The 21,454-nt window shown below is 33.3% G+C and carries 19 protein-coding genes; 10 read left to right on the top strand and 9 right to left on the bottom strand.

Annotated elements, in window-relative coordinates; all coding sequences use genetic code 11:
• Positions 1-26 precede the first annotated feature (26 nt).
• The 3 genes from BLS90_RS12100 to BLS90_RS12090 all read right to left on the bottom strand — a co-directional run bounded on the left by BLS90_RS12100 (position 27) and on the right by BLS90_RS12090 (position 2,140).
• Positions 27-413 carry a GxxExxY protein gene (locus BLS90_RS12100; protein WP_091258066.1) on the bottom strand — a complete coding sequence of 129 codons (387 nt, stop codon included), beginning with the start codon at positions 411-413 and terminating at the stop codon, positions 27-29.
• Positions 414-474: 61 nt separating this feature from the next.
• On the bottom strand, positions 475-1,041 hold the full coding sequence (locus tag BLS90_RS12095) for an L-threonylcarbamoyladenylate synthase (RefSeq protein ID WP_091258063.1): 567 nt from the start codon (positions 1,039-1,041) through the stop codon (positions 475-477).
• The gene (locus BLS90_RS12090; RefSeq protein WP_091258061.1) at positions 1,031-2,140 is read right to left on the bottom strand and encodes a glycosyltransferase family 4 protein; all 1,110 of its coding nucleotides are present in this window, start codon (positions 2,138-2,140) and stop codon (positions 1,031-1,033) included. The genes BLS90_RS12095 and BLS90_RS12090 overlap by 11 nt, the downstream gene beginning before the upstream one ends.
• Before the next feature lie 195 nt (positions 2,141-2,335).
• Between BLS90_RS12090 and BLS90_RS12085 the strand changes: the two genes are divergently transcribed.
• The gene (locus BLS90_RS12085; protein ID WP_091258059.1) at positions 2,336-3,097 is read left to right on the top strand and encodes a lipopolysaccharide kinase InaA family protein; all 762 of its coding nucleotides are present in this window, start codon (positions 2,336-2,338) and stop codon (positions 3,095-3,097) included.
• Here BLS90_RS12085 and BLS90_RS12080 read toward each other — a convergent pair.
• The 4 genes from BLS90_RS12080 to BLS90_RS12065 all read right to left on the bottom strand — a co-directional run bounded on the left by BLS90_RS12080 (position 3,080) and on the right by BLS90_RS12065 (position 6,851).
• Complete coding sequence (locus tag BLS90_RS12080; protein ID WP_091258057.1) at positions 3,080-3,868, bottom strand: glycosyltransferase family 2 protein; 789 nt, start codon at positions 3,866-3,868, stop codon at positions 3,080-3,082. The genes BLS90_RS12085 and BLS90_RS12080 overlap by 18 nt on opposite strands.
• A gap of 64 nt (positions 3,869-3,932) precedes the next feature.
• Positions 3,933-4,997 carry a glycosyltransferase family 9 protein gene (locus tag BLS90_RS12075; RefSeq protein ID WP_091258056.1) on the bottom strand — a complete coding sequence of 355 codons (1,065 nt, stop codon included), beginning with the start codon at positions 4,995-4,997 and terminating at the stop codon, positions 3,933-3,935.
• A gap of 20 nt (positions 4,998-5,017) precedes the next feature.
• On the bottom strand, positions 5,018-5,998 hold the full coding sequence (locus BLS90_RS12070; RefSeq protein WP_091258054.1) for a glycosyltransferase family 2 protein: 981 nt from the start codon (positions 5,996-5,998) through the stop codon (positions 5,018-5,020).
• 37 nt (positions 5,999-6,035) lie between these two features.
• On the bottom strand, positions 6,036-6,851 hold the full coding sequence (locus BLS90_RS12065; RefSeq protein ID WP_091258052.1) for a 2,3,4,5-tetrahydropyridine-2,6-dicarboxylate N-succinyltransferase: 816 nt from the start codon (positions 6,849-6,851) through the stop codon (positions 6,036-6,038).
• 709 nt (positions 6,852-7,560) lie between these two features.
• Here BLS90_RS12065 and ruvX point away from each other — a divergent pair.
• Entirely contained in the window at positions 7,561-7,977 is a 417-nt protein-coding gene (ruvX, locus tag BLS90_RS12055) for a Holliday junction resolvase RuvX (protein ID WP_091258050.1), read from the top strand.
• A 118-nt stretch (positions 7,978-8,095) separates the two neighbouring features.
• The gene (locus BLS90_RS12050; RefSeq protein WP_091258049.1) at positions 8,096-9,592 is read left to right on the top strand and encodes a malate:quinone oxidoreductase; all 1,497 of its coding nucleotides are present in this window, start codon (positions 8,096-8,098) and stop codon (positions 9,590-9,592) included.
• A 63-nt stretch (positions 9,593-9,655) separates the two neighbouring features.
• Here BLS90_RS12050 and BLS90_RS12045 read toward each other — a convergent pair whose 3' ends face one another.
• Positions 9,656-11,866, bottom strand: coding sequence for an FUSC family protein (locus tag BLS90_RS12045; protein ID WP_091258045.1), 2,211 nt, complete (start codon positions 11,864-11,866; stop codon positions 9,656-9,658).
• A gap of 193 nt (positions 11,867-12,059) precedes the next feature.
• Between BLS90_RS12045 and def the strand changes: the two genes are divergently transcribed.
• The 4 genes from def (at position 12,060) to BLS90_RS12025 (ending at position 15,668) form a co-directional block, all read left to right on the top strand.
• Entirely contained in the window at positions 12,060-12,647 is a 588-nt protein-coding gene (gene def / locus BLS90_RS12040; RefSeq protein ID WP_091258043.1) for a peptide deformylase, read from the top strand.
• Positions 12,648-12,736: 89 nt separating this feature from the next.
• Complete coding sequence (locus tag BLS90_RS12035) at positions 12,737-13,219, top strand: DUF5606 family protein (protein ID WP_091258041.1); 483 nt, start codon at positions 12,737-12,739, stop codon at positions 13,217-13,219.
• Positions 13,220-13,299: 80 nt separating this feature from the next.
• Positions 13,300-14,037, top strand: a complete 738-nt coding sequence (gene mazG / locus BLS90_RS12030) for a nucleoside triphosphate pyrophosphohydrolase (protein ID WP_091258035.1) — start codon at positions 13,300-13,302, stop codon at positions 14,035-14,037.
• Positions 14,038-14,219: 182 nt separating this feature from the next.
• Entirely contained in the window at positions 14,220-15,668 is a 1,449-nt protein-coding gene (locus BLS90_RS12025; RefSeq protein WP_091258033.1) for an APC family permease, read from the top strand.
• Positions 15,669-15,679: 11 nt separating this feature from the next.
• Here the strand turns inward: BLS90_RS12025 and BLS90_RS12020 are convergent, their stop codons facing one another.
• Positions 15,680-16,360: a Crp/Fnr family transcriptional regulator gene (locus tag BLS90_RS12020; protein ID WP_091258031.1), complete on the bottom strand. Its 681-nt coding sequence runs from the start codon at positions 16,358-16,360 to the stop codon at positions 15,680-15,682.
• A gap of 108 nt (positions 16,361-16,468) precedes the next feature.
• On the opposite strand from BLS90_RS12020, the gene BLS90_RS12015 reads away from it, so the two are divergent.
• The 3 genes from BLS90_RS12015 (at position 16,469) to ccoN (ending at position 21,449) form a co-directional block, all read left to right on the top strand.
• Complete coding sequence (locus BLS90_RS12015) at positions 16,469-18,874, top strand: heavy metal translocating P-type ATPase (protein ID WP_091258125.1); 2,406 nt, start codon at positions 16,469-16,471, stop codon at positions 18,872-18,874.
• Positions 18,875-18,990: 116 nt separating this feature from the next.
• Complete coding sequence (ccoS, locus tag BLS90_RS12010; RefSeq protein WP_091258029.1) at positions 18,991-19,206, top strand: cbb3-type cytochrome oxidase assembly protein CcoS; 216 nt, start codon at positions 18,991-18,993, stop codon at positions 19,204-19,206.
• A 53-nt stretch (positions 19,207-19,259) separates the two neighbouring features.
• On the top strand, positions 19,260-21,449 hold the full coding sequence (gene ccoN, locus BLS90_RS12005) for a cytochrome-c oxidase, cbb3-type subunit I (RefSeq protein ID WP_091258027.1): 2,190 nt from the start codon (positions 19,260-19,262) through the stop codon (positions 21,447-21,449).
• Positions 21,450-21,454: the final 5 nt, after the last annotated feature.

The raw sequence follows: 21,454 nt of genomic DNA, 5'->3' as shown, positions 1-21,454 counted from the left end.
TTTACCGCAGATTCGCAGATTTATTTTTATTTTTTTGAACTTACTATCCGTTTATATTCTAAGGATATTGCGTTGAAGTTTGCTAGTAATGCCAATTCATTTCCTGATACCTTTAAATAATTGAGACATTGATTATAATGACTAGAATTGAAGCATTCAACTGTTTTTACCTCAAGTATTATGCTGTTGTAAACTACAAAATCAGCATAAAATTTATGTTTTAAAGTGGTGTTTTTATACTGAACTTGAAATTCTTTTTCACGCTCAAACGGAATAGAATTAATCTTAAATTCATATTCCAGCGCATCTTTATAAACGATTTCTGAAAAACCTTTTCCTAAATTTTTATGTATCTCAAATAGAATTCCAATTATTTTGTATGTTTCATCTTTATTTGAATATTCTTCTGACATAAAAAAATAATAAATCGATTAATAATCTGCGAATCTGCGGTGAAAAATTAAACAAAAAAAACTATTTCCGAATCACTTTTACCTGAGAATCATTCGTTAATTTTATAATAGTCGAAGGTTTTCCAGCAATTTTATCGCGGTCCAAATTTACAATATAGTCTACACCTTTTATAATCTCGGGACTAATTTCTTTAAAAGTTTTTGGTGTTGTTTGCCCTGAAATATTTGCCGAAGTAGAAACTAACGGCTTTTTCATCTTTTCCAATAATTTAAAGCAGAAAGGCTCTTTTACAATTCGGATTCCCAGTGTGTTGTCTGGAGCAATTAAATTTGCGGCTACATTTCGTGGTTTATCCAGAATTACAGTTGTTGGATTTTCAGATAATTCTATGATTTGCCAAGCCACATCTGGAATTTCCTTGAAAACATTGTACATCATTTTATCTCCGTTCATCAAAACAATCATGCTTTGAGTTTCTGCCCTTTTTTTGAGTTTATAGATCTTGGCAACAGCCTCTGGATTGGTGGCATCACACCCAATTCCCCAGACCGTATCGGTAGGGTAAAGGATTATTCCGCCTTCTTTTATTATTTCGTAAGCTTTATGTACTTCTTCGTTAATTTCCATTTAAAATATTTTTATATTCTTTTAAGGTTTTTTGTGCCATTACAGATGCAGTAAAATTTGTAATTAATTTTTCATAGGAAATAGTGACAAATTTTTTCTCCAATTCTTTGTTGTTAAATAAATGAAATATTTTTTCTGAAAGCATCTCAGAATCCTGTTTTGCGGTTAAAAGTCCGTTAACACCATCTTGTAAAATTTCAGGTATTCCACCAACATTAGTACTTATAACTGGTTTTTTATGATAGAAACTTTCAAAAATCACTTCGGGAATACCTTCACTTTGAGAAGTCATTAACAGCGCATCAAATTGTGGTATAAAATTGGAAGCCTTAGGCACATATCCTAAAAAATGAATATGATTTTCTAATTTTAATTCTTGAACTTTCGCTATTAAATCTTCAGTTCGATCTGTAAAAGAACCAATTTGGACAAAAATAATATCCGTTCTTTTTTTTACATTCACAATTATATTTACTGTTTCGATGAATGTTTCAAGATTCTTAGCTCTAATGTGATTACCGATAAGGCCCACTATTTTTTTTGATTCATCAATGTCAAATTTCTCTCGTAATAAAAAATCTGTTTTCGAACTCTTGTTTGTAATTGACGTACCTTGATAAACAGTAATTACTTTATCCTTATCTTTAATTGATTCTAAAGTAATTCTTCTGGTTTCCTCTGATACGCATAAATATTTTTTGATTTTATAATAGTTATATTTATAAAGTGTAAGTTTCTTGTTTTTTATTGGGAATGAGGTTTTTTTGCTAAAAACAAAAGGCGGTAAATTTGCAAATTTATCAGCCATAATAGTCAACGCAATCGCTGATGGATCATGAATGTGGATAAGATCAACTTTTTTGTTTTTGCACAAAGCAATAATTTTATATGAAAAACGCAGATCTAGATTATAAGCCAAAGGTGCCGTTTGAAATTCTATTTCAGTTTCATTTAAACGTTCGTGAAAAAGAGTGTTTTCAACACATAATACAATATTCTTTATTTCAGGATTTGATTGTTTTAATTCGTAACATAAAGTTTCTATATGGTTTTCACCGCCACCCCAACTTTTTACTGCGGATATATGAAGAATTGTCATTATTTTATTATTATTTGAAGTTGGTTTAATGATTGTCGTTAGAAAATTGATTGTTATTCAAAAAAATATTTAGTTCAATTATCAGATCCTTATTGCTGCGTGTGTGCTGAAAAGACATAAATTTTGTGTAAAATTACATTAAATTTTTTAAGTGTTGAATTCAACACTTACTTTTGTCTTTCAATTCTTCTTTTTATGAAATATATTTTGAATCCTTCTTTTAAATCTTCCGAGAAACTAATTAGAACTTGTGTCGCTAATTTTGATGCAGAAGGAAAGTTATTTGGTGATGGTCAAAGAAATAAAATTAAACTGTTTGATTTAGCTGATAAAACGATTAATATCAAGTCTTTTAAAATACCAAATCTGATTAATCAGGTGGCGTATAAGTATTTTAGAAAATCAAAGGCCAGACGCTCATTCGAATATGCTAATCGATTGATTGAGAATTGCATTGGAACACCACAACCAATCGCTTACGCTGAAAATTTTAAATTCTCCGGTCTTGAACAAAGCTTTTACATCAGTGAGCATCTTCAGTCCGATCTAACTTTTAGAGAATTAGTGTTGCATCCAGAGTATCCCGATCATGAAAACATTTTGCGGCAGTTTACTAAATTTACGTTCGATTTACATGAAAAAGGCATTGAATTTCTGGATCATTCTCCAGGTAATACGTTGATTAAAAAGGGGAGTGGGAATCAATATGAATTCTATTTAGTTGATTTAAACCGAATGAATTTTCATGAGTCAATGGACTTTGAGCTTCGCATGAAAAATTTTAATCGGCTGACGCCAAAAATTGAAATGTTGGCGGTGATTAGTGATGCGTATGCAAAACTATATCATAAAAATTACGATGTTGTTTTTGCTAAAATGTGTTTTTATACCAATGATTTTCAGACCAAATTTCACAAGAAGATAGCGCGTAAAAAGAAATTATTGTTTTGGAGATAGCGACTTTTTATTCCAAAGTTGTTCTAATTCACGGTATCGAATATATACGGAATTGGCATTTAGGTAGCAGATAATCAATCCTTTCTTTCCATCAAGAAATCCTAATCTCGCAAAGTAATTGAACATAAAATTATATGTTGGATGTAATAGACGCAATAAAAAGGAAGGTTTTTGGTTTTTGATAAATTTTTCCTGCGCTTTAAGTTTTCCGTAGCGGATGGTTTTTGCTTTATACTCATCATAACTGGAATAGGAATAATGAACGAGTTTGTTTTTTAGAATACCTACTTTTCCATGTACTTTTAATTTTTCGTGTACAAGTTTATCGTTATTGTATTCTGCATTGTTTTTATTAAAAAGTCTAAATATTTTATCTGTTTGATTTCCGCTGAAATGCAGTACTTGTTCTTGAAACATAAAGGTACGTTGGAAAAGAAATGCCGCAATTGTTTCGTTATTTTTCACAGTCGTTAGAACTTCTTTTTTTAATGCAGGAGTTAGTCGTTCATCTGCATCAAGAAATAAAATCCAATCGTTTTTGGCTTGAGATATAGCAAAATTTCTTTGTGAAGAATAATTTTCAAACTTATATTGAATAAAAGTCACCTTTTTAAATGATCGACAAATCGCTTCTGTTTGATCTGTGCTGAATGAATCTACGACAATAATTTCATCGGCAAAATCCAAATCAGCTAATAGAGCCTTGATTTGGTTCTCCTCGTTTAGAGTGATTATTAAAACTGAAATTTCAGTATTGGAATTATGATTCATTGCCTTTTGTCTGTTTTTACAAAAATAGATTATTCTCTGGAACTTCAAATTTTAGAGTTACTGGTTATTTTAAATGTGTTTTTAAAAAAGTGTTTAATTTAGGATAAATTAACTCTGGGGTAAACGCTCTGTAAAATTCAGCGGTTTCTTTTTTTATAATTTTAGCAGATTTTCCTTTAAACAGATGAGGTTTAAATTCTTGAAGGTGCAGTGAAATATGGTTAATACCATCTTCAAAAGTAGCCCATCCTTTTTTATCAATCCAAGGGGAAAAAACAATAAAGGAAGGTTTTTCTAAAGCTTTTGCCATATTTATAGCGCCACCATCATTACCAATTATGAGGTCACAGGAATCCATTATGGCAATAAATTCACGTATGTTTTTTCCTAACGCTGTTTGGTAAATCTTAGATTTAGTCGCTTCTGTACATCCATCGTAAATTAATTTTGCTGCTTCATTTTGCTGTGGCATGTAATTAAAGAGCAAATTAACATCGCCTTTTGCAGCTATAAAATCAATCAGTTTTGACATGTAGTCCAGTGGATAGGTTTTATCCAAACTACTTCCAATGATGCTAAGCATGATTGTTTTTTTTGACTTATTAATTGCTTGTGATTCAAAAAGCGAAGTTGCAAATTCTTTTTCCTTTTGTGAAACAAAAATTCTAGGGAAATTGTCTAATTTAATATCGAGATGCAGAGGATCTAGTAAGGACAAACGCTGCTCGATGATTAAACCTAAATTTGTACTTGATGTTTTTTTTCTTTTGATAGTATCGGTGTAAAGGAAGTCTCTTCCTTTTTTCCAATAGGAAATTTTTTGTTTTGCTCCCGAAAATAGTACTACCAGCCAGCTTTCTAACTTGGAATAAGCATCGATAACGATATCATATTTTTCGGCACGAATGGATTGTAATAATTTAAAATATTCCCATTTGCTTGTTTGATGCTTTTTTTTAAAAAGGACTAAACTGTCAAAACTTAAATTGCCTTCTACAACGGCTCTTGTAGATTCATAAACCATATAATCAATTTGAGCATGTGGATACGCTTTGCGTAAATTATCGCACAATAGGGAGCTTACTAAAACATCTCCAATCATCTTTTGCTGAATTACAAGTATTTTCATTTTGAGTGAAGTTAGAAAAATTATACTCTTGTTTTCAAGTAATTCATCGCACGAGGACTAATCCATGTTTGGTTTTGCAACACATTGAAATAATAGACAGTTAGGTTTTTAAGCATTAAAGGGTTCACTTTTAGCTTTGGTATAAAAAACAGAAACACACTTATAAGGGATAAGAACATTTTCTCAATCAGCACTCCTATAAGCAATGCACCATGTAAATATAGTTGAATTGCTGGTGGAAATTGATTGCTAATATAAACATGTTTCGAAATTATTACTTCCGTTTTTGTGAGTGCTTTTGTTTTAATATTTAATCGGGAAGCACCACCATGTTGATGGAATATCGTTGCTTTTTTAGTAACAGCTACTTTTCCTCCGGAATCAAAAACTTTTTTGCAAAGGTCTACATCTTCAAAATACAGCCAGTAATCTTCATTCCAGCCTTTGATTTTGTCAAACCAGTTTCTACTTATGAACACCACGGCTCCAGTTACCCAATCTGGGTAAAACAAATCCGTTGCAGTGTTGAAACGTTTTTCCAGTTTTGTTTTGTTCCACTTTCTGAAAAACGATCGTGAAATACCAAAAAAGCGACCCAAAGCCGGAAATAAATTATTCTGTTTGTAAAAAACATTATTTTCATTTATTTGCAAACAAGATAGAATTCCAATTTCAGGATGTGAAATAGTAGTTTGCAAAAGAACCTTTAAAGCTTCAAGAGTGAGTTTTGTATCTGGATTCAAAAAAAGGAAATGGTTTCCCTGAGCTATACTTGCACCAAAGTTACAGCCATTGGAGAAACCATTATTACCAGAATTTTCTATAAATGTAAAACCATTATACTTTTGTTTAAAAACAGAGAATTGCCCGTCATTAGAAAAATTATCAACAATTATAACTTCAAAAGATAAAGTGTTAGAATTGATGGATTCAATAGAGACTAAACAGTCATCTAAGGCTTTCCAACCGCGGTAATTAACTATAATTATTGAAATATCCAATAGGTGTTTTTTATAAGTTTTTTTAAGAAAAAGCGGATTAAACTGCTACGTTATATTCGCGCAATGCATCATTCAAAGAGGTTTTTAAATCAGTTGATGCTTTTCTTTGTCCGATGATTAAAGCACATGGAACTTGAAAATCTCCTGCTGGAAATGATTTAGTGTAACTGCCCGGAATTACTACTGAGCGAGCTGGAACAAAACCTTTCATTTCAACTGGAGTTGCACCAGTAACATCAATGATTTTTGTAGACGCAGTCAAACATACGTTAGCGCCGAGAACCGCTTCTTTACCCACATGAACTCCTTCAACAACAATACAACGAGAACCTATAAAAGCACCATCTTCAATAATTACTGGAGCTGCTTGCAACGGTTCTAAAACACCACCAATTCCTACGCCACCGCTTAAGTGAACATGCTTGCCTATTTGTGCGCAACTTCCTACTGTTGCCCATGTATCCACCATAGTTCCTTCGTCAACATAAGCACCTATGTTTACATAACTTGGCATCAAAATTACACCACTTGAAATGTATGCTCCATAACGCGCGACTGCATTGGGAACTACGCGAATTCCTTTTTCGGCAAAGTCTTTTTTTAATAACATTTTGTCGTGATATTCAAAAATACCGGAATGTAACGTTTCCATTTTTTGAATAGGGAAATACATAACAACCGCTTTCTTTACCCATTCGTTTACTTGCCAGCCTTCAGCTGCTGGTTCAGCCACACGTAATTTTCCGGTGTCTAGTAATTCAATAACTTCTCTTATGGCGTCACTTGTTGTCGTTTCTTGTAACAAAGCACGGTTTTCCCAAGCTTGTTCTATAATCGTTTGTAATGGATTCATTTTTTTTGATAATTTTTGACAAAGATAAGATTTTTAACCAAAAGCAAAAAAGCAAAATGAGTTGAAAATGTTACAGATTTAACTTCTTGTTTGATTGTCATTGTATCAGAATTAAGTTTGGATTTTACTTTGTGAAAATTTCTATCTTTGTATAGTAAACGAAAGTGTCATGGAAACAATTAGGCTAGAATTTCAACCAAGAATAAAAGCTAAAATTTTAGAGTTATGAAGTTCGTTTTCATCTGATGAACTAAAAATTGTTCAGGAAGATCCTAATTTCGATGAGAATAAGGAAAAACTAGATGTTGTATATGCTAAACTCAAAAGCGGAAATGAAAAATTGTATACAGTTGAAGAAGCTGATGCCAATTTAGGCAAAATATTTTCTATATATGACAGTTAATATCGCTAATGAATTTTTAAAATTATTGACAGATCAGGTTCGTTACACTCGCAAGGATAAGCCTAGAGTAGCTTTGAAATTCAGAAAAGATTTGCTTAAAAATATTTAAAACACTCTATATTTTACAAAAAGTCAATTTATTTGATAATGAAAATATAAGAGATTACGTTTTCAAGGGGGTATCTTTGTGTTTATGAAATTAATGCACTAAAATACAACATTTTTGTTTTCGGATTTATCAAATACAAAGATTCAGTTTAGTTTTTATAAATTATCATTTTTACCTTTGAAAAAAAATATAAATACATGCCAAGAATTCTATCCATAGATTACGGACAAAAGCGAACTGGAATAGCTGTCACGGATGAAATGCAAATCATTGCTTCTGGATTAACAACGATTCCATCTGCAACTGCAATTGCTTTTTTGAAAGATTATTTTTTAAAAGAGAAAGTTGAAGCGGTACTTATTGGGGAGCCTAAACAAATGAATGGAGAACCTTCAGAAAGCGCTTCAATCATCAAGGGTTTTGTAACCCATTTCACCAATCATTTTCCGGATATGAAGGTGATACGGGTAGATGAGCGTTTTACTTCAAAAATGGCTTTTCAATCTATGATAGATAGCGGACTAAAAAAGAAACAAAGACAAAATAAAGCACTCATCGACGAAATTTCAGCAACGATAATGCTACAAGACTATTTAACCCGAAAAAGGATTTAAAACAGCGAATAAACACCTTGTTTTCTGCTAAAACGGTTTGATAAATGTAACTTTTTAGTCTAATTTTATGCTTTTTTTAGGAATTATATAATTTATCTTTGCACTATAAAATCATGTTATGTCTGATACAACCATACGTACAAATAGTGAAGTAGTTCTTATAGGCGCCGGAATTATGAGCGCCACTTTAGGCTTAATCTTAAAAGAATTACAACCAGATCTAAAAATTGAAATTTACGAAAGATTAGATATTGCTGCTGCCGAAAGTTCTGATGCATGGAACAATGCAGGAACAGGTCACTCTGCTTTTTGTGAGCTTAATTATACTCCTGAAAGTGCTGATGGCAGTATTGATCCTAAAAAAGCAATTAGTATTGCAGAATCTTTTGAGATTTCTCGACAGTTTTGGGCTTACTTAGTGAAGCAAAATAAAGTTCCATCTCCTGAAAATTTTATTAAAAGTATTCCTCACCTGAGTTTTGTTTGGGGCGAAAAAAATGTAGACTATCTTAAAACAAGATTTGAAGCTTTACATTCAAATCCGCTTTTTAAACAAATGGTTTTTAGCACTGATTTTTCAGAATTAAGCAAATGGATGCCTTTAGTTATGGAAGGCAGAAAAGATTCAGATAAAGTAGCAGCTACTTCGATGGAAATTGGTACCGATGTGAATTTTGGAGAATTAACCCGTAGTATTTTTGGTTATTTGACAAAATTAGAGGGTGTAACCATTCATTTCAACCATGAAGTTCAAAAATTAAAACAACGAGAGGATAAATCTTGGAGAATAAAAATTACTGATTTGGCTTCAGGCCAAAAAAGGAAAGCATACACGAAGTTTGTTTTTATTGGAGCTGGTGGAGGCTCTTTACCTTTACTAGAAAAAGCAGATGTTCCTGAAGGAAAAGGGTATGGTGGTTTTCCAGTAAGTGGACAATGGCTTAAATGTACTAATCCAGAAGTGATTGCAAAACATCAAGCTAAAGTGTATGGAAAAGCAAGTGTGGGTGCACCACCAATGTCTGTTCCTCATATTGATTCCCGAATGATAAATGGAGAAAGACAGTTGCTTTTTGGTCCTTTTGCCGGTTTTTCAACTCGATTTTTAAAAAATGGTTCGTATTCGGATTTGCCTTTGTCCATAAAAAGCGATAATATTATACCAATGATTACTGCCGGTATAAAAAATATTCCACTTACAAAATATTTGATTGAGCAAGTACGGCAGTCTCCTAAAGACAGAATAAACGCTTTGAGGGAATATGTTCCCGGAGCACGATCTAAAGATTGGGTACTTGAACGTGCAGGACAACGTGTTCAAGTAATTAAGAAAGATGAAAAAGGAGTTGGGATTCTGGAGTTTGGTACAGAAGTGATTACCACGGCCGATGGATCTTTATCTGTTTTGCTGGGTGCTTCGCCGGGTGCATCAACTGCTGTTTCAATTATGGTAGATTTAATTGGAAGGTGTTTTAAGGAGCAATTTGAAACTCCGGAGTGGCAAGAAAAATTAAAGATGATGATTCCTTCTTATGGTCAAAAGTTAAATGATAATCCTATTTTATTAGAAGAAGTTAGGAAAGAAACTGCTGCTATTTTAAAACTGAATAATTAGAAATTCACACATAAATAAAAGGCGTTGAATTTTAGATTTTATCTACTTTCAGCGCCTTTTTCGTTATGAATCCTTTAGTATTTTTGTAGTTTTTAAAATATTTTCAGACAAATTAGTCAACCAGATTAATTGTTCTATTACCAATTGAGCTTCCTGCATTTTCAGTTGGAATGCTTCTTCATCAATAGGAAATCCTTCTTTTAACTCCTTTTCCCTGATGTTTTTCAGCTCTGTAAAGCGCAACGCTAAATCTTCTTTTGGAAGGTTTTCTTGTAGGTTGTGGTTGTCTTTCAGTAATGAAATGGCATTGTCTAGGTTTTTAAGAACAGTATCAACTACTACATTAAACGCTTCAGAAGCGCTCGTGGTTTTATGGGATTGAATGTAAGTGCCTAAAGAAGCTAAAGAGGATAGTAGCGAGTGATTTAAAACTGCTAGTTTATAAACTTGTGGCAATTGTTTTTGTTTGGATTTAGGTTCTTGTACCATTCTTTGAAACGAAGCCATCAAATTCCCAATTTCGATGAATGCATTTTTTCTTGCTAAACGATAGGAAGTAGAAATACTACCTTTTTTATTGTAAAAAATAGAAATTTCTTTTAGATAATCTTGATTCGCTTTGATCGCCTTTTCTAAATAAACAGGTACGTTTAAAAACTCCCAGGAAGGCCATAAGAAGTGAGTTGCTAAAAAAGCTAATACAGCTCCTACAACGGTATCTAATATGCGGTACTGCACTAAATCGCCTCTGTTTGGGGTGATTATTCCATAAATAAAGACAACATACATGGTTATAAAAGTTGCACTTACCTTATAATTTATTTGAGTAAAAGAGAATCCTAATAGCATACAAATTATGGAAAGAATACTAATTACACTTATATCTTTGACGACAAAAAGAATCCCAAAAGCTATTAATCCTCCAAAAAAAGTGCCCATTATTCGATGCAAAGAACGGGCTTTTGTTAAGCCATAACCGGGTCTCATAATTACAATTATGGTTAGTAAAATCCAATATACATTGTGAAACGGTAAAAATTTTCCAACAATAAAACCTACCATCAATGTTATTGTTAACCGCAACGAATGTCTGAAAATTGTTGATGAAAAACTAAAGTTTTCGGTTAGTGTAATCAACGGATAATACTGAGGTGTTAGAAATTTCTCTAAATCCTTATCAAGGCCTTTCAAATCCTGTGAGTTAAAATTAAGCGTGAAGGCACGTTCTACAATTTTTATTTTTTCTACTTGTTTATCAGCATATTGTAACATGGTTGTTAACATAAAAACACCCTCAGAGGCAGTGTTTTTTTTTAAATCATTTTCATAATCTGCAATGGCCAGTTGCAAAGAATTCAAATCACGCAACAACGTATTTTTTGAAAAATACTTCGTGTGTTTTTTAACACTTTTGGATAATTGCTTTAAACTTGCTGCCAAGTTGTAAGCTAAACGTTGATAGCTTAATAAAACATTTGGATGATCATCAAATTTTTGATGCAATTTATCATGATCGAATGCCGTGGATAAAGCGAGTTCAAGAATTTCAACCAATGAAATAAAAACCAAAAGCATTTTACGATTTTGATTAGAAGAGCCAGAAGTAGTATGATTACTAATGAGAACTTCCCTTATGTTTTGATGAATGGCATTTAGTTCGACCTGAAGATGCAATTGCTTTTCTATTATCGATTTTTTATCAGCATTTACAGTCCACAAATCACCCCGCAGTTTTAAGTATTTAGCAGTTAGTTTTATACAATCAGCAATTTGTAATTCGATATAACGATGTGGTCTTACATAATGAAAAATAAGGGAAATTAAAAGGTAAAATAAACTACCGGCAAGAATTAAACCTGAATGCACTACCATTGTCCAGCCCGAGTTGATGCTGGCAAAGGCCAATGACACAGAAATCAGGCAAGAGAAAGAAACCATAGTGGCGCGCTGACCATAAACGGATATCATCGATATCAGGAAAATCAATAAAGCTAAAAAAGGATAAAAAATCCACGATAAAGGATAAACAATATTAACTAGGAGATTAATACCGGATACCAGCAAAGCGGTGACAAGAATGCCATTTATTTTGTGTTTTAAACTACTTGGGATATCACTAGGGTAAGTAAAAAATGCACCAAGAGCCATAGCGAAACCCATCTCAAATTTACCTAGATACGAAAATACGACAACAGGAATGACTGCCGCTAAAGTAACTTTTATAGCATTGGTAAAATAAGTGCTGTCGGCAAATTTTCGTATTTTGTAAAACATATAATCGTATACAAGCAAAGGTAAGATTTGTATGAATTATACAAAGGATAAACGGATGTCTTTTGACTTAAATTGTAAATATTAGCTAATTATTTACGGAGGATTATTCATTGTCTATTTTTTTACTATTTTTGCAAACTGAATCAAATGGGAAAATATTCCAATTTCAGAAGATAATTTTTAATACGACACGATGATTTTACCAATTATAGGATATGGCGATCCAGTTTTAAGAAAGACAGGAGAAGTTGTTTCAAAGGAACATCAAAATTTGAAAGAAACGATTGATAACATGTACGAAACAATGTATAATGCTTATGGTGTTGGACTTGCTGCGCCACAAGTAGGATTAGCGCTTCGTTTATTTGTAATTGATACCACTCCTTTTAGTGATGATGAAGAATTAGAAGACGCGGAACAAAAAGAACTTAAAGGTTTCAAAAAAACGTTTATTAATGCAAAAATGATAAAAGAGGAAGGTGAAGAATGGAGTTTTAATGAAGGCTGCTTGAGTATTCCCGATGTGCGTGAAGATGTATCTAGAAATCCAACGATAACAATTGAATATTGTGAAGAGGATTTTGTAATGAAAACCGAAGTTTTTGACGGGTTAATTGCTAGAGTGATACAACATGAATACGATCATATTGAAGGCATTTTATTTACCGATAAGATATCGTCGCTAAAAAAACGATTGATTCAAAAGAAATTAAAAAATATCTTAGAGGGAAAAACGTTCCAAGATTACCGAATGAAATTTTTTGCCAAAAAAGGAAGATAAAAACACACTATATAGCTTCTCTTGGTATGATTTTTGGTTTAAAACAGAAAAAATAGTAAGTCAAATTCTTAATAATAATTACAAAAAACATGAATTTAGAAAAAATATTAGCCATCTCAGGGAAACCGGGTTTATATGTATTGCAAGTACAAACGCGAACAGGATTTGTAGCCGAGTCATTAGTTGATGGTAAAAAAATCACAGTAAATTTAAAAAGTAATGTAAGCTTACTGTCGGAAATCTCAATTTATACGTATGAGGGTGAAAAACCATTAGCTGAAATTATGCAGAAAATTGCAGATAAAGAAAGCAAAGGTCCTGCACTGTCTCACAAGGAGGATAATGCGAAATTAACCGCGTATTTTAAAGAAATTTTGCCTGATTATGATGAAGAAAGAGTTTATCCATCAGACATCAAGAAAGTTTTAAACTGGTACAATATGCTGCAGGCAAAAGGACTAGTTGTTGTTGCTGAACCAACTCCTGCTGTTGCAGAAGAGGTGGTTAGTAGCTCAGAAGAAGCTGTAACTGCAGAAGTAAAAGCTCCTGCTAAAAAAGCAAAAAAAGAGTAATTTTACACTACAATAATATTTAATCCTGTTCAGCTATTTTCTGAACAGGATTTTTTTATTTTTACCAAAAACAATTTCTGATGAATTCAAGACAAAATCAACTGCAAGCTTTCGAGAGATTGCTAGATATTATGGATGAATTGCGTGAAAAATGTCCTTGGGACAAAAAGCAAACCATGCAAAGCTTACGCCATTTAACTATTGAAGAGACGTATGAACTAGGAGATGCGATTTTAGATAATGATTTGATCGAGGTAAAGAAAGAATTAGGTGATTTGCTATTGCATATTGTTTTTTATGCTAAAATTGGAAGTGAAACCAATGATTTTGACATGGCCGATGTTTGCAATGAAATTTGTGACAAACTTATTCACCGTCATCCGCATATTTACGGTGATGTCGTAGTAAAAGATGAAGAAGAAGTCAAACAAAATTGGGAAAAACTTAAACTTAAAGAAGGTAAAAAATCGGTTTTAGAAGGTGTTCCAAGAAGTTTGCCAGCTTTAGTGAAAGCAAGTAGAATTCAAGATAAAGTAAAAGGTGTTGGATTTGATTGGGAGGAATCGCATCAGGTTTGGGACAAAGTGCAGGAAGAATTGGAAGAATTGCAAGTTGAGGTTGAAGCAGGTGATCAGGATAAAATTGAAGCCGAATTTGGAGATGTTTTATTTTCGATGATTAACTACGCCCGATTTCTGAATGTAAATCCCGAAGATGCATTGGAACGTACTAATAAAAAATTCATCAAACGCTTTCAATATCTAGAAAGCAAAGCAGGCGAATTAGGAAAACCCCTAATGGACATGACTCTTGTTTAAATGGCTCTTTTTTGGGAAGAAGCGAAGCGTCTTCCTAATAAATAGGAATTGGAAATCTATGATTTCCAAATAACTCAATTTTGGGAAGAAGCTAAGAAGTTGTAGTATTCAGTGGTCAGTATTCAGTGTTCAGTCTCGGTACTTCGGGATTAGTGTTCAGTTTTAAATAATTAAATTTACCAATGTCAGAAAATAAAACCGAGTTAAAACGTTCTTTAGGATTAATAGATGCCACCAGCTTAGTTGCCGGTTCGATGATAGGATCTGGGATTTTTATTGTTACCTCCGCAATGGCAAGAGATATTGGTTCTGCCGGTTGGTTATTAGTGATTTGGATTGTAACCGGTTTGATTACCGTTGCCGCAGCTTTAAGTTATGGCGAATTGGCAGGAATGATGCCTAATGCTGGCGGACAATTTGTGTACATTCAACGTGCCTATGGAAGGCTAATTTCGTTTCTTTATGGTTGGACTGTTTTTACGGTGATTCAAACGGGTGTTATAGCCGCCATTGCGGTTACCTTTGCGAATTATGCTGCTATCTTCTTTCCTGTTTTAGATCAGACCCTTTTTACGGTTGGTACTGGTTTTGTTTTTTCGTACCAAAAAGTATTAGCTATTTTTAGTATAATTCTGCTAACTTATATCAATACCAAAGGAGTTGAAAGCGGAAAAAAGGTTCAATTGATTTTTACCTCGGCTAAATTGATTGCGCTATTCGCTTTAATAATTTTAGGATTGTATGTTGGTTTACAAACGGATGTTTTGTCTAATAATTTTGCAAATATGTGGGAAGCCAGTAAAACGGTTGTAAATCCTGACGGAACAATTACGGTTACAAAATTAGTAGGAATGGCAATTTTAGGCGCTGCAGGAGCAACGATTATCAACTCATTATTTTCTAGTGATGCATGGAATAACGTGACTTTTATTGCAGGTGAAATTAAAGAACCAAAAAAGAATATTCCTCGAAGTTTGTTTCTTGGAACCCTGATTGTGACTGTTATTTATGTTTTGGCAAACTTGGCATACTTGGCCTTATTACCGCTTCAAGGAATTCCAGTCGCAGGGGATATCAGTAGTAGTGGAATTATGTTTGCTAGTAACGATAGAGTAGGAGCGGCTGCAGCAAGTATGATTATGGGCAACATAGGCGTTTTTGTAATGGCGGCACTTATTATGGTTTCTACTTTTGGCTGTAATAGTGGATTGATTCTTTCGGGAGGAAGATTGTTTTTTGCTATGGCAAAAGATGGATTATTTTTTAAACAAGCCACTGAACTGAATAAAAATCAGGTTCCGGCTAAGGCCTTGTGGGTGCAATGCATTTGGGCTTGTGTATTGTGCGTTTCGGGAAAATTTGGGGATTTACTAACGTATGCTACTTTTGCATCTTTGTTATTTTATATCCTAACGATTTTGGGTGTTTTTATTCTAAGGGTAAAAGAACCAAATGCAGAAAGACCGTATAAAGCGTTTGGATATCCACTTGTACCAGCGATTTATATTATAGTGACCTCGGCAATTTGCTTGACTTTATTGATTTATGATACGTTTAATACGGGATTAGGTTTGTGTATTGTGGCGCTTGGAATTCCAGTGTATTATTTTGTAATGAATAAGAAAGAGTAAAGCAGATTGAGTTAATCTGCTAATTTTTTTAGCGCATTGATATCTTTAAAAACAATTTTTTTACCTGTTAATTCAATTAAACCTGATTTTTTAAAATCAGATAATAAACGGATACAGCTTTCAGTAGCAGTGCCAATAATACTAGCCAATTCGTCTCTGGAAAGTTGAACTTTTAGTGATTCATCTTCGTTTTTTCCAAAAGTATCATGTAAATAAAGAAGTGTTTCAGCTAATCTTTCTTTGACGGTTTTCTGTGCTAAATTAACCATGTGATCATCGGCTTCTTTTAGATCACCACAAATCGTTTTCATGACATTCATGGAAAACTGATTGTTCTGATCAAAGTATCCCATCACGTCAGCCTTTGGAATAAAACAAACGTGCATGTCTTCAAGCGCAACCGCACTTAAATTGACAGGTTCATCACTAATCATGGAGCGTTGACCTAATAATTCTCCTTTTGTAACTAATTTTACGATATGATCTTTCCCATTTGCGCTAAGTTTTGTCAGTTTACAAATGCCGTCTTTGATGCAATAAATACCATTTACATTTTCTCCTTCTTCAAATATAACTTCCCCTTTCTTAATTATATGTGATGTTTTGCAGTCGGAAAGTCTTAGTAGTTCTTCTTTTGTAAGTGCTTTTAGTGAGCTAAATTCTCTGACAATGCATTGTTCACATTTGCTCATAATATTGATTATTTTGGGTTATTCAAAAGTAAGTCTTTAATATGATAAATGTCATGTTTTAATTAACAATCGTTTAGGTTCTTTGTTGTAGGTAAAATGAGCAAAGTTATGGACACACAAAACTGTTTCCATTGTGGATTAAATATTGTAAAAGCAGAAGAAATAATTTTTGATGAACAGAAATTTTGTTGCAACGGTTGTAAAACGGTGTACGAGATTTTTAGTCTGAATGATTTGACGTGTTATTATGATTTTGAAAAATCCCCTGGAGCAACCCCGCAAGATATTAATGGTAAATATGATTTTTTAGACAATGAGAGCATTGTATCCAAACTTTTGGAATTCAAAGAGAATTCAACCGCTATTATTTCACTTAACATTCCACATATTCATTGCAGCTCGTGTATTTGGATTTTGGAAAATTTACAGCGTCTTCAAAAAGGAATAAGTTCTTCTCAAGTTAATTTTCCTGAAAAGAAGGTTCGAATCACCTACAACCCGGAGGAAGTTTCCATCAAAATTATTGTTTATTTGTTGTGTTCCATTGGATATGAACCTTATATTAGTTTAGAAAATTATGAAACAGGTACTAGTAACGTTGATAGAAGTTTAACATATAAATTAGGCGTTGCTTTTTTTTGTTTTGGGAATATCATGTTACTTTCCTTTCCGGAATACTTTGAAGTTAAAGAATATTGGCTGGATCAATACCGTGGTTTTTTTAGATGGTTGATTTTTGCTTTGGCGCTACCAAGTTTCTTTTACTCCGCCAGTGGATATTATGTTTCTGCTTTTAAAAGTATTAAATCTAAAATGCTGAATATCGATATCCCTATTGCTTTAGGAATTGTTGTGATGTTTGTGCGCAGTACGTTTGATATTGTTATGGATTATGGCTCTGGTTTTTTCGACAGCTTAACTGGTTTAATTTTCTTTATGCTTTTGGGAAAAATGTTCCAAATAAAAACATACAGTTTCTTGAGTTTTGAAAGAGATTTTAAATCCTATTTCCCTATTGCTATCACTAAAATTAATTCGGATTCTTTAGAAGAAAGTGTTCCTATTTATGAGGTAGAAAAAGGGGATAGATTGTTAATTAGAAACCAAGAGCTAATTCCAGTTGATGGTATTTTAATTTCAGAAAAAGCGGAAATTGATTACAGTTTTGTCACTGGAGAAGCCATTCCAATAACTAAAAAATCAGGAGATAAAGTGTTTGCAGGAGGAAAACAAATAGGGAAAGTCATTGAAATGGAAGTGCTGCATTCAGTTTCTCAAAGTTACTTGACACAATTATGGAGTAATGCTGTTTTTCAAAAAAATGTCATACAGAAACACAAGACAATTACTGATAGAATCTCTCGTTATTTTACTCCAATTCTACTGTTAATTGCCTTTTCAGGATTTGGATATTGGATTTTCATAGATGCGAATATCGCTTTTAATGTTTTTACGGCAGTACTTATTGTTGCGTGTCCCTGCGCATTGGCATTAACGGCGCCTTTTACTTTTGGTAATGTCTTACGGATTTTAGGCAAACAGAAATTTTATCTCAAAAATGCTTTGGTGATTGAACAATTAGCTAAAGTCGATACGATCGTTTTTGATAAAACAGGAACAATTACAACTAATAAAAAATCGAACATTTCGTATGAGGGAGAAATACTTTCCGACGAACACTTGCTACTGATAAAAAACGTGTTGAGAGCTTCAAATCATCCGTTAAGCAGAATGTTATATGATTATTTACCAATTTTAATTTTGCCGAATAAATCAGCAAATGATGCTAAAAAGTGGCGCGTGGATGCTTTTGAAGAAATTACAGGCAAAGGAATGGAAGCTCATATTTTTGGTCACCAAATTCAAATTGGTTCTGCTGCTTTTGTCGAAAAAATCGAAGAAAATAAGCTGCAACAAACGTCGGTTCATATTAAGATTAATGGAGTTTATTACGGGAAATTTATTTTCAATAATCAGTACAGAGAAGGACTCGCCTCTCTTTTTAAGAACTTAAGTGGTAGCTACCAAATTAAGGTTTTGTCTGGTGATAATGAAGGCGAACGAGCCACTCTGGAGCAGCTTTTGCCGAAAGGCACGGAATTAATTTTCAATCAAAAACCAGAACAAAAATTAGAATTTATTAAGAATTTGCAAGATAATGGGAATAACGTAATGATGGTGGGCGATGGATTGAATGATGCTGGAGCTCTGGCACAAAGTAACGTAGGGATTTCTATTTCTGAAAACGTGAATGTTTTTTCGCCAGCCTGTGATGCAATTTTGGATGCGAATGAATTTCAAAAATTAAACTATTTTTTGAAGTTATCCAAGAACTCCATAACAACCATCAAAATGAGTTTTACCCTTTCATTATTATACAATTTAGTGGGATTAGCATTTGCTATTACTGGAAACTTATTGCCTTTAGTTGCGGCAATTATAATGCCTTTAAGCACGATCACAATTGTAAGTTTTGTAACGCTCATGAGTAGTTATTATGCAAGTAAAAAATAGAATTAGATACGTTTTGAGTTGCGTTTTCACATATTTTTAACAATTATAATGAAGTATGACAAATGTCATATTTTACTCGGAAACGTAAAAGTAACTTTGTTAACACAAATTAAGGTATGAGTGTCATTTATTTATTAATCTCCATCAGTATACTAATCGCCATTGGGTTCTTTATTGCTTTTATTACAGCAGTAAAAACAGGACAATATGACGATGATTATACGCCATCAGTCAGAATGCTATTTGATGATGAGCTGTTAAAGTCAACTAAAAAAGAAAATAAAGTTGAAAATAAAGTTGAAAATAATGAGGAAAAGGAATTGGATATTTGAATCCAAAACTACTGGCCTTGAACATTTAAATTAAAATAAAAACCAATTGAATTATGGAAATGCAGCAGTTTTATTATGACAACAAAATTGTAAAAAAATTCATTTACGCCACGATCCTTTTTGGAGTGGTAGGAATGCTAGTTGGGCTTACATTGGCCTTTATGTTTCTTTTTCCTAACATGACCGATGGTATATCGTGGTTAAGTTATGGTCGGTTGAGACCGCTACATACAAATGCTGTTATTTTTGCATTTGTAGGAAATGCTTTTTTTGCTGGAATGTATTATTCTATGCAGCGCTTGCTTAAAGCGAGAATGTTCAGTGATTTTTTGAGTAATGTTCACTTTTGGGGCTGGCAGTTAATTATCGTTGCTGCGGCTATAACACTACCTTTAGGCTATAGTTCTTCAAAGGAGTATGCTGAATTAGAGTGGCCAATTGACATTGCAATCATGCTGATTTGGGTGGTAATGGGAATCAATATGATTGGTACCATGATTAAACGAAGAGAACGCCATTTATACGTTGCAATTTGGTTTTACTTGGCAACATTCGTTACAGTAGCGGTTTTGCATATTTTCAATAATTTAGAATTGCCAGTTTCTGCATTTAAAAGTTACTCTTTTTATGCAGGTGTTCAAGATGCTTTAGTACAATGGTGGTACGGACATAATGCAGTTGCCTTTTTCTTGACGACTCCTTTCTTAGGACTGATGTATTATTTTGTTCCAAAAGCGGCTAATCGTCCTGTTTATTCTTACAGATTATCTATTGTTCACTTTTGGTCTTTGATTTTTATTTATATCTGGGCTGGACCGCACCACTTATTATATTCTGCTTTGCCTAACTGGGCACAAAATTTAGGTGTTGCTTTCTCAATAATGTTGCTTGCTCCATCTTGGGGTGGTATGATCAACGGTCTTTTGACGTTAAGAGGTGTTTGGGATAAAGTACGAGTAGATCCTGTTTTAAAATTCTTCGTTGTAGCGATTACGGGTTATGGAATGGCCACTTTTGAAGGACCAATGTTATCTCTTAAAAATGTTAATGCAATTGCACATTACACGGATTGGATTATTGCTCACGTGCACGTAGGTGCGTTAGCTTGGAATGGATTTATGGCCTTCGGTATGATTTATTGGTTGGTTCCTAGAATGGCTAAAACGAACTTATACTCTTTGAAATTAGCTAACTTTCACTTTTGGATAGGTACTTTAGGAATTATATTGTATACGATTCCAATGTACGTAGCTGGGTTTTTACAAGCTTCTATGTGGAAACAGTTTAACCCAGACGGAACTTTAACTTATGGTAACTTCTTGGAAACTGTCACTCAAATTATGCCTATGTATTGGATGAGAGCGATTGGTGGAACCCTATATTTAACGGGAATGCTTGTTTTAGTCTATAACATTGTCCAAACTTTAAGAGCGGGCTCTAAAATTGAAGATGAATTAGCAGAAGCTCCAGCTTTAATAAGAATTAGCTCTGGAAGAATAAAAGGAGAAAAATTTCATCCTTGGTTAGAAAGAAAACCAATTCAATTGACAATTTTAGCTACAGTAGCGATTTTAATTGGTGGTGTGATTCAAATTGTACCTACGATTATGGTTAAATCTAATATTCCAACAATTACTAGCGTAAAACCTTATTCTCCTTTAGAACTAGAAGGTCGTGATTTATACATTCGCGAAGGTTGTGTGGGCTGTCACTCTCAATCTGTTCGTCCTTTTAGAAGTGAAGTGGAACGTTATGGACCACAATCTAAAGCAGGCGAGTTTGTTTACGACCATCCATTTTTATGGGGATCTAAACGTACTGGACCAGATTTATTAAGAGTAGGTGGAAAATACAATGACAACTGGCATTTTAACCATTTCTGGAGTCCACAAAGTATTTCTGCAGGTTCAATTATGCCAGGATACAAATGGTTATTTGATAACAAGCCAATGGATATTTCTTTAACTCAAAAGAAAATGCAAGCAATGGTTACATTGGGAGTACCTTATACAGAGGCTCAAGTAGCAAGTGGTTTAGATGATTTGAGAAAACAAGCCGTTTTAATTGAAGAAAACTTGAAAAACGATCCAGACTTTGTTAAAAGTTATGAGGAAAGCAAGAAAAAAGCAGCCGCAAGAGGAGAAAAGTTTGTCCCAATCAATGAAAGAGAAATTGTAGCTCTGATTGCTTATATGCAAAGACTTGGAACAGACATTAAAGTTAAAAATACTGCTAAAAATTAAGAGTC

The sequence above is a fragment of the Flavobacterium omnivorum genome (genome assembly GCF_900099915.1).
Classification (GTDB): domain Bacteria; phylum Bacteroidota; class Bacteroidia; order Flavobacteriales; family Flavobacteriaceae; genus Flavobacterium; species Flavobacterium omnivorum.
Note: the sequence above shows the minus strand (reverse complement) of the source record. Positions and strands in the feature narration are given on the sequence as shown.